General features: G+C 68.0%; 8 protein-coding genes. 5 read left to right on the top strand and 3 right to left on the bottom strand.

Translation table 11 applies throughout. The annotated features are described in order from the left end of the window. On the top strand, positions 1-306 hold a 306-nt coding region (locus RMN86_RS10220), incomplete at its 5' end, for a hypothetical protein (RefSeq protein WP_309605740.1). A 73-nt stretch (positions 307-379) separates the two neighbouring features. Here RMN86_RS10220 and RMN86_RS10215 read toward each other — a convergent pair. Next, complete coding sequence (locus tag RMN86_RS10215) at positions 380-763, bottom strand: DUF427 domain-containing protein (RefSeq protein WP_309605739.1); 384 nt, start codon at positions 761-763, stop codon at positions 380-382. Between the two features lie 182 nt (positions 764-945). Here RMN86_RS10215 and RMN86_RS10210 point away from each other — a divergent pair, with 182 nt between their 5' ends. Next, positions 946-2,721 carry an oligopeptide:H+ symporter gene (locus RMN86_RS10210; protein ID WP_309605738.1) on the top strand — a complete coding sequence of 592 codons (1,776 nt, stop codon included), beginning with the start codon at positions 946-948 and terminating at the stop codon, positions 2,719-2,721. A gap of 3 nt (positions 2,722-2,724) precedes the next feature. Here RMN86_RS10210 and RMN86_RS10205 read toward each other — a convergent pair whose 3' ends face one another. After that, the gene (locus RMN86_RS10205; protein ID WP_309605737.1) at positions 2,725-4,740 is read right to left on the bottom strand and encodes a TonB-dependent receptor domain-containing protein; all 2,016 of its coding nucleotides are present in this window, start codon (positions 4,738-4,740) and stop codon (positions 2,725-2,727) included. A 199-nt stretch (positions 4,741-4,939) separates the two neighbouring features. Here RMN86_RS10205 and RMN86_RS10200 point away from each other — a divergent pair, with 199 nt between their 5' ends. Beyond that, positions 4,940-5,833, top strand: coding sequence for a PhzF family phenazine biosynthesis protein (locus RMN86_RS10200; protein WP_309605736.1), 894 nt, complete (start codon positions 4,940-4,942; stop codon positions 5,831-5,833). On the opposite strand, the gene tldD is transcribed toward RMN86_RS10200, so the two are convergent. After that, positions 5,830-7,260, bottom strand: a complete 1,431-nt coding sequence (tldD, locus tag RMN86_RS10195) for a metalloprotease TldD (RefSeq protein WP_309605735.1) — start codon at positions 7,258-7,260, stop codon at positions 5,830-5,832. The genes RMN86_RS10200 and tldD overlap by 4 nt on opposite strands. A gap of 330 nt (positions 7,261-7,590) precedes the next feature. Here tldD and coxB point away from each other — a divergent pair, with 330 nt between their 5' ends. Continuing rightward, positions 7,591-8,520: a cytochrome c oxidase subunit II gene (gene coxB / locus RMN86_RS10190; RefSeq protein WP_309605734.1), complete on the top strand. Its 930-nt coding sequence runs from the start codon at positions 7,591-7,593 to the stop codon at positions 8,518-8,520. A gap of 17 nt (positions 8,521-8,537) precedes the next feature. Then, a partial coding sequence (locus RMN86_RS10185; RefSeq protein WP_309605733.1) for a cbb3-type cytochrome c oxidase subunit I occupies positions 8,538-9,135 on the top strand: 598 nt, incomplete at its 3' end.

Genomic DNA, 9,135 nt, shown 5'->3' with positions numbered 1-9,135 from the left:
GATTCCGACGAGCGCGAACGCGACCGCGAGACCGAACGCGCCAGCCTGCCGATCCTGCTGCGCGCGCTGGAAGGCGTGGTCGCCGACGCCGCGGCCCTGCCGGACCCGAAGCCGGCGGAACTCCTCACCCTGCGCGAACTGATCGCCCACGCGAAAGCCGAGCCCGGCGCCTCAAGCTCACCCCAGAATCTACGCGCCCGGCTGACCGGGTCGATCGCCGCCACGGCGCCTCCGCCGCGAAGTCCGGCGTCCAATGTCGGCCAGGTGCTGGCCGCGCGCCGCGCCACCGGCCCGCCGCGCCGCTGAGCCTGACCCAAAATTCCGCCAATCCGCGCGAAAGCGTCTTCGCGGGGATGAGCAGGCTATGGGGTGACGGACTTTAGCCGCCGGTCGAGACCGCAGGTTCGGCGATCTCATAAACCTCAACCCTGTCGGGATAGAACGACAGCAGATCCTTGATGCCGGCCATGGCGGGGTAGGGCTGTTCGTAGGTCCAGACCGCGCTTTCCGACATCCGGCCGTTGGCGCGCACGGTGTAGTAGGCCGCGTCGCCCTTGTAGGGGCAGTGGGTGGTCGCTTCGCTCCGCGTCAAATGCCGCATGGCGACGTCGGCGCGGGGAAAATAGACCCGGGGCGGGTAGCCCGCCTCTCGCAGGATGACGGCGGCGGCGCTGTCGGCGATCACCTCGCCGGCGAACCGGGCGCGCCAGCGATTGGCCGCCGGTTCCAGTGTGATCGGATGGTCCGGGCCGGGCGTCTTCATCACAGGCTCTCCGTCGCGCGCGAAGGGCCCCAGCCGAGCGCGGGGTCCGAGATGGCCCTACATGGGTCGCCCGATCGCTTGTGCTCAGGGGGGGCGCGTGATTTTCTCCGGGCAAACGCGCCGCGGCCGGGAAGCGCCTTCCCGCTGACGCGCGTCGCCCCAGGATTTGGAACCGCGTCCCTATGAACCTCATCGTGCTTCTCGGTCTCGTCGTGACGCTGGCGACGGGCATTCCGGTGATGCTGCAACTGCGCAAGAGCCACCCGCGCGGGCTGGTCATCCTGTTCTTCACCGAGATGTGGGAGCGGTTCTCCTACTACGGGATGCGCGGCATCCTGATTTTCTATCTGACCCAGCACCTGTTGTTCGACGACAAGACGGCGGGCGCGCAATACGGCTCCTATACATCTCTGGTCTATCTGCTGCCGCTGCTGGGCGGGATCGTCGCCGACCGCTGGCTGGGCACCCGCAAGGCCGTGGCCTTCGGCGCCCTGCTGCTGGTGGCCGGGCATCTGACCATGGCCATCGAGGGAACCCCGGCGCGGCAGACCCTGCACTATGCCGGCGCCAGCTATGCGGTGGCCGCGCAGGGACGCATGGAAAGCCGCCAGGTGCGCCTGATGGTGGCCGGCCAGCCCTATGCCTTCGGTCCCGCGGCCGACGGCGGCCTGGCGATCAAGGATCTGCCCGCCGGCTCGCCCCTGCCGTCCGAACTGCCCAAGGGCGCCTACGAAATGACCGCCAAGGTCGATCCGTTCGGCAAGATGGCGTTCTATATCGCCGTGAGCCTGATCATCATGGGCGTCGGGTTCCTGAAGCCCAACATCTCGACCATCGTCGGACAGCTCTATCCGCAAGGCGATCCCCGGCGCGATTCGGGCTTCACCCTCTACTACTACGGCATCAATCTGGGAGCCTTCTGGGCCTCGGTCCTGTGCGGGCTGGTCGGCCAGACCGTCGGCTGGTGGGCAGGCTTTGGCCTGGCGGGGATCGGCATGGCGGCCGGCTTCGTGGTGTTCATGCTGGGCCGCGAATATCTGGAGGGGCATGGCGAGCCGCCGGCCCCGGAGGCGCTGAAGCAGACGGTCGTCGGCCCGGTCAACCGCGAGTGGGCGATCTATGCGCTGGGCCTCCTGGGCGTCATCCCGGTCTATTTCCTGGTGCAGGTGAACCGGATCGTGGGCTTTGGCCTCGAGGCCGCGACGGTCGCAGCCATCGCCTTCATCGTCTGGTTCATGGCGGTCAAGTGCAACCCTGTCGAGCGCCAGCGGATGGGCTTGGCGATGGTGTTGATCTTTGGCGCGGTGGTGTTCTTCACGCTGTTCGAACAGGCGGGCACCTCGCTCAACCTGTTCGCCGCGCGCAACGTCGATCTGATGGGCATCTCGGCGGCCCAGACCCAGTCGTTCAACGCCGGCTTCATCCTGATCTTCGCCCCGATCTTCGCGGCGCTCTGGGCCTGGCTGGCGGCGCGCGGCCGCGATCCGGATCCGACGCTGAAGTTCGGTCTTGGCCTGATCCAGGTGGGCCTCGGTTTCCTGGTGGTGGTCTGGGCGCAGGGCATGGCCGACGCCCAGTTCCGCATGCCGCTCTTCCTGCTGGGCCTGCTCTATCTGCTGCACACCTCGGGCGAGCTGTTCCTGTCGCCGGTGGGGCTGTCGGAGATCACCAAGCTGTCGGTGAAATCCATCGTCTCGTTCATGATGGCGGTGTGGTTCCTGGCCTCCTCCATCGCCCAGTTCGTCGGCGGCAAGATCGCCGGTCTGATGGGAACCGAGACCGTGGGGGGACAGGTGCTCGACGCCCACGCGGCGTTGAAGACCTCGCTGGACGGCTTCAACAAGCTGGGCTGGGCCGGGGTGGGATGCGGGGTGGTGTTCATCGCCCTCAGTTTCCTGATCAAGGCCTGGGCGAATGGCGCCAACGACGCCTCGGGTCACGCGCAGCCGGCGGAATAGCGCCTACGCGCCGAAGGTCTTGCGGACCCGGATGTAGAAGATCCGCCCGAACTGGATGTCGCGATCATCGACCAGGGCCACGCGATCGAGGCTGCGGGGCCCGTCGTAGACCGTGCGCGTGTTGCGGAACCCGCGCTCCGTGGCGTTCTGCACCTCGATGCGCAGCTGAAGATCAGGCCGGGGTTTCCATTCAAAATAGGGGACAACGTAGGTCTTGAGATTCTGGACCTCGATGACGTCGGCCCGATAGTAGGTCTGGCGCCAGGCGCCGAACACATCGACGCCCCAGCTGGCCTGCCAGCGGGGGAGGCCCTGGCTGTAATGCGCCTCCCAGGACAGCGGCCGCAGGCCGGAGATCTCGCGCGCGCGACCCGTCGTGGGGTCGGTCACTTGGCTCACGCGGCGCCTGACAAATCCCTTCAACTGGGCGCCGGCAAGGCCCATTCTGTCGAGCGGCGCGGTCAGCTCGACGGCGTATTCGGTCTTCACGCCCTGGCCGATGTTGGCGGGCGAATCGAAGGTCGAGCCCGGGGAGATCGGCGCCCGGTCAATGGCGTCGGTGAGGCTGGAGTGGCGCACCGAAACGACCACCGACCCGGAGCCCCAGAAGCGACGCTCGATGGCGGCTTCGCTGACCCAGGCCTGCTCGGGATTGAGGTTTGGATTGCCGGCGGTGACCGTCGAGGTGCTCAGCGACGACTTGGCTACGAAGTCGTCGAAGTTCAGCTGACCGATCTCGCGTTCCAGGCTCAGGCGGACCTGCCACGCCGGGCTCGGCGACCAGCTGGCGGCCAGCCGGGGCTTGGTGAAGGCCAGGCTCTTGGACAGCCGCACATCGCCCTGTGAGGTAAGCGCCGAGCCCTCCTGGCGCAGGGCGGCCTCGAGGGTCAAGGCGTCGGTGGGGCGCCAGACGGCCTTGCCAAAAGCTTCCCAGCGCGTCTCCCGCACCTGGACGTTGGCCGAGGGCAGCACGATCGGCGCACCGTCCCGCGAAAGCCGCGTCCTGGAGTCCAGGTCGTTATAGGCCGTCTCCGCGCCCGCTTCCCACGACAGGCGCTCGCTCTGGCGGAATTTGAGCACGCCGCGAGCGATGGTTTCGGTGGAGTATCGATCGAGGGTGAAGTCGACCCGTCCGCCGGGACTGGCGATGAAGGTGTCGGCAAAGGTCTCGGCCTTGGTGGTGCGCAGGCCGACAAATTCCACGTTGAAGCGACGGCCAAGGTCGCGGCTGAACCGCCCGCCGATCTCGGTGTCCGCCTCGTCGTCACCGATGTGATCGGTGCTGACGGCGAGCGCCGGAAGGCTGAATGTGTCGGTCTCGTCAAAGTCGTAGTTGTTCTGGAAATAGCGGCCATTTGCGCGGAAACGGCCGCCGAGCAGGGGGATCTCGAAGGAGCCCGCCGCCGTCGTCTGCACGCCCGCCCCCGCGGATCTCACCTGGGCGATGGCCAGAGGCTGGCCGAGGGCGTCGGTCTTCACCTCGGGACCGGGGCCGGAGCCGTCGTCGATACCGCGGCCGCTGCGAAGGCTGGCCTCCCAGGTGCGGTCGCCGGAACCGCCCGAAGCTTCAAGTCGAACGGACGGCGCGACGCGGCCGTCATCCTTGACGATCGCGGTCGAAGCCGCGACCAGGCCGCGCACGCCTGCGCCAGCCTTGCGGATGACGTTGGCCAGCACGGCCTTGCCCTGCATATCGATCCCCGGCGCCCCGCCGCGGATGATGTCGATCCGCTCGACCTGACCGGCGGCGATGCGCAGCAGCACCTCGTCGACAGAGTCGGATTTGGAGGCGGGACGCTGGCCGTCGATCAAGACGTTGCCCCCCGCGCCCTCGAATCCGCGAACCGAAGCGCCGGTGTCGAGGGTGAAGCCTGGAACACGATTGATCATGTCGAGCGCCGTCGACGGGTTGGTCGCCGCGAAGAAGGCCGCCGGAAAGGCGGTAACCGCGGATTGAGGGGGCGCGACGGCGGGCAGCGCCGCCGCGGCGGCCTGCGCCAGGACGAACGGGACGATCATGAACGGGAGCTCTCCTGTGCGTACAAATGGCCCGGGTTGCCATCTGAACGCCAATGAATTGCCGGTAATTCGCGGCATATCCGCTGGGGCCGCCGCCGATGACCGTCGTCGCGCGCGGACTTCAGCAGAACGGCTTGGCGATCGACCGGGAACCGAGCCATGACATCATCGCCACGTTCAACCGACCGGATCTCATGCCATGCCGACCTACGCCTTCGTCACCGTCGACGTGTTCACCGACCGCCGGTTCGGCGGCAATCCGCTGGCGGTGTTTCCCGACGCGCGCGGGATGTCGGATGCCGAGATGCAGGCGCTGGCCGCCGAGTTCAACCTGTCGGAGACGACCTTCGTCCTGCCGCCGGCGGACCCGGCCAACACCGCCCGCGTGCGGATCTTCAACCCCACCGCCGAGATGCCGTTCGCCGGTCACCCCAATGTCGGCACGGGCTACGTGCTGGCCAGCCAGGGACGGGATCGGGACGGCGCGCTGGTGTTCGAGGAACTGGCGGGGCTGGTGGAGGTCCGTGTGGCCCGTGACGCGGGCGGCGACCTGACCGGCGCGGTAATCGATGCGCCGCGCGCGCTGGCGCTTGGCCCACAGCTGACGGTGACGCAGGCGGCAGCCTGCGTCGAGCTCCAGCCGGCGGACGTTGTAACCACGGCGCACGCGCCGGTTCAGGCGTCGGTGGGGGTCGATTTCTTCTTCGCCCAGGTCTTGCCGGAGGCTTTGGCGCGAGCCGGCCCCGACCTCGCCGGGTTCCGCCGGGTAGCCGCCGAGACCGGCATCGACAACCAGCGTCTGGCGTTGTTCCTCTACGCCCCCGATCCAGACGGTCGGACCGTGCGGGCGCGGATGTTCGCGCCGCTCCAGGGGACCTACGAGGACGCGGCCACGGGCAGCGCCAGCGCCACCCTGGGCGCCCTGCTGCTCTCGCTGGGGACGCGGGACGCCGCCGAGTTCGAGGTCATCCAGGGCGTCGAAATGGGCCGTCCGAGCCGGCTTCACGTGACGGCCCGGCGAACCGCCGAGGGCGTCCGCGCCTCGGTGGGCGGCGGCTGCGTGCCGGTGATGCGGGGCGAGGTGACCCTCTAGAGACTGGTGCCGCCCACGGTCAGGCCGGTGATCTTCAGCGATGGCTGGCCGACGCCCACCGGCACGCTCTGGCCGGCCTTGCCGCAGACGCCGACGCCGGGGTCGAAGCCGAAGTCGTCGCCGATCATGGTCACCCGGGTCAGCGCCGAGGGGCCGTCGCCGATCAGGGTCGCGCCCTTGACCGGGGCGGTGACCTTGCCGTCTTCGATCAGATAGGCCTCGGTGCACTGGAAGACGAACTTGCCGTTGGTGATGTCCACCTGGCCGCCGCCGAAGTTGGCGCAATAGAGCCCCCGCTTCGTCGAGGCGATCATCGCCTCGCGGGTGTCGGATCCGGCCATCATCGCGGTGTTGGTCATGCGCGGCATGGGCAGGTGGGCGTAGGACTGGCGCCGCCCGTTGCCGGTAGCCTCCAGGCCCATCAGCCGCGCGCTCATCCGGTCGTGCATATAGCCGACCAGGATTCCATCCTCGATCAGGATGGTGCGGCCGGTCGGCGTGCCTTCGTCGTCGACGGTCAGGGAGCCCCGCCGACCCTGGAGCGCGCCGTCGTCGAAGACCGTGACGCCCGGCGCGGCCACCCGTTCGCCGATCCGCCCGGAGAAGGCCGATGTGCCCTTGCGGTTGAAGTCGCCCTCCAGCCCGTGGCCGACAGCCTCGTGCAGCAGCACCCCATTCCAGCCGGGACCCAGCACCACATCCATCTCGCCGGCCGGGCAGGGGACGGCGTCGAGATTGACCAGGGCCTGGCGCAGGGCCTCTTCGACCTGTTCGCGCCAGGCGTCCTGCGTGATCCAGGCCTCGAAGCCGGCCCGGCCGCCGGCGCCGGAATAGCCGCTCTCGCGCCTGCCGTCGCCCTCGACGGTGATCTGCACATTGACCCGCGCCAGCGGGCGGACGTCGCGGATCAGCCGGCCGTCCGCGCGCAGGATCTCGATCGTCCGCCGCTCGCCGGCCAGCGAGGCCATCACCTGGACGACGCGCGGATCGCGCTCGCGCGCCCAGGCGTCGATCTCCTGTAGCAGCGCCACCTTGGCGGCGAAGTCGGGCGACTCCAGCGGGTTCTCGTCGCCGTACAGCCTGGCGTTGGTGGCCCTGGGACCCTCGGCGGCGACGCCGGCGTAGCCGCGCTTGGCCAGCGCCGCCGAGGCGCCGGCGCGGCCGATGGCGGCCTCGGAGATCTCGCTGGCGTGGGCATAGCCCGCCGTCTCGCCTGCCACCACCCGAAGGCCGAACCCCTCGGTGGCGTCGAAGGCGGCCGATTTCAACCGGCCGTCGTCGAACAGGAACGATTCGCTTTCGGAGCGCTCGACGAACAGCTCCCCGTCGTCGGCGCCGGCCAGGGCCTCGCCAAGGATGATTTCAGCGCGCCGGGGATCGACGCCGGCGGAATCGAGGATCGAGGGGGCAGGTGTGTGGGCGTTCATTCGCGGAAGATAGGGGCTGGCCTGCCCGTCGTCACCCTTTCACCGTTCCCGCCATCACGCGCGGGACAAGTCAGCCGAAGCCGGACCCCGGTGCACGGCGAATCCTTCATCGGCGACCCTTGGTAAGAGCGCTGAAATCACAAGCTCTGTGAGTCGATCCGGCGCTATCGGCCTAGCGCCTTGGCAAGCCCAAGGGATGCGCGTATGCACCCGCGATGAAGGGGCAGGCGGCGCCGATGTGTCCGGGTGAGCCCTTCCGTAAAGTCGGCCCTTGAAATCGATGGGATCGTCAGATCCGCGCGATGGACCGGCTAGCCAGACCGAGGGGACATGACGTCTAGGTTTCAGGGTATGCGGGCTTGGGCGACGCCGATGGCCGCCGGTGCGGCGGCGGGACTGGGAACGGCGCTGTGGAGCGCCAAGGCCTTCGCCGAGGAATTGGTGGGTCAGCCCACCGACGGCGCGATCGGCATGCAGCCGGGGGTCACCCCCCTCAAGCACGACGCCATTTTCTTCCACAACGCGATCCTGATGCCGATCATCACGGTCATCACGCTGTTTGTGCTGGCGCTGCTGCTGTGGTGCGTCTTCCGCTTCAACAAGCGGACGAACCCGACGCCGGCGACCTGGAGCCACAACACCAAGATCGAGATCGCCTGGACGCTGATCCCGGTGCTGATCCTGGTGGTGATCGCCGTGTTCTCGTTCAAGCTGCTGTTCGAGTACCACGACATGCCCAAGCCCTACATGACCGTGAAGGCCACCGGCTATCAATGGTACTGGGGCTACGAATATCCCGATCAGAAGATCCCTGAGTTCGTCTCCAACATCCTTCCCGAGGACGAGGCCAAGGCCAAGGGCGTGCCCTACAGACTGGCCGCCACCACCCCGCTGGTGGTGCCGGTGAATCAGGTTGTGCAGGTCTTGGTCACCGGCGCTGACGTGATCCACGCGTTCGCCGTGCCGGCCTTCGGGGTGATCATGGACGCTGTGCCGGGTCGGGTTAACTCGACCTGGTTCAAGGTTGACCGGGTCGGCACCTACTATGGCTCCTGCCGCGAGCTTTGCGGCAGCGACCACGCCTTCATGCCGATCGAGGTCAAGGTTGTGAGCCAGGCCGACTTCAACGCCTGGGTCGCCTCGAACAAAAAGCCCGCCGCCACACCGGCCGCTTCGGCCGCACCCGCCGCCCTCCCCGCGACTCCCGCGGCCGCGGCGCCCACCACCAAGCCCGCGCCCACGGCGCCGGCCACGCACTGATCGAGGACCCGCGTAAGATGGCCCAAGCGCCCGCTCACGATCACAGCCACGACAGCCACGACAGCCACGATCACAAGCCGGGCTTTATCGTCCGCTGGCTGTTCTCGACCAACCACAAGGACATCGGCACCCTCTACATCCTGTTCGCGATCATGGCGGGCCTGGTGGGCGGGGCGCTGTCGGGCCTGATCCGTTGGGAACTCTACGAGCCGGGAATTCAGATTTTCCAGCCGAATTCGCTGATCGCCCAGCTCGGGCTGATCGAGGGCTCGAAGCACGGTTACAACGTCGTGGTCACCGCCCACGCCCTGATCATGATCTTCTTCATGGTCATGCCCGCCATGATCGGCGGGTTCGGCAACTGGTTCGTGCCGCTGATGATCGGCGCGCCGGACATGGCGTTCCCGCGAATGAACAACATCTCGTTCTGGATGCTGATCGCGGCCTTCGTGATGCTGGTTGTCTCGATGATGGTCGATGGCGGGCCGGGCAAGGGCTTCGGCGGCGGCTGGACTATGTATCCGCCTCTATCCACGTCGGGCCACACCGGGCCGGCGATGGACTGCGCGATCCTGGCCATCCACCTGGCGGGCGCCTCGTCGATCCTGGGCGCCA

The organism is Phenylobacterium sp., from assembly GCF_031360265.1.
In the GTDB taxonomy this organism is placed as follows: domain Bacteria; phylum Pseudomonadota; class Alphaproteobacteria; order Caulobacterales; family Caulobacteraceae; genus Phenylobacterium.
This window is presented reverse-complemented; position numbering and strand designations above follow the sequence as displayed.

What these genes read in the sequence shown, in the direction of transcription:
- coxB (WP_309605734.1), top strand. Translation starts at nt 7,591, where the DNA reads ATGACGTCTAGGTTTCAGGGTATGCGGGCTTGGGCGACGCCGATGGCC.
- RMN86_RS10200 (WP_309605736.1), top strand. Translation starts at nt 4,940, where the DNA reads ATGCCGACCTACGCCTTCGTCACCGTCGACGTGTTCACCGACCGCCGG.
- RMN86_RS10210 (WP_309605738.1), top strand. Translation starts at nt 946, where the DNA reads ATGAACCTCATCGTGCTTCTCGGTCTCGTCGTGACGCTGGCGACGGGC.
- RMN86_RS10215 (WP_309605739.1), bottom strand. Translation starts at nt 763, where the DNA reads ATGAAGACGCCCGGCCCGGACCATCCGATCACACTGGAACCGGCGGCC.
- tldD (WP_309605735.1), bottom strand. Translation starts at nt 7,260, where the DNA reads ATGAACGCCCACACACCTGCCCCCTCGATCCTCGATTCCGCCGGCGTC.
- RMN86_RS10205 (WP_309605737.1), bottom strand. Translation starts at nt 4,740, where the DNA reads ATGATCGTCCCGTTCGTCCTGGCGCAGGCCGCCGCGGCGGCGCTGCCC.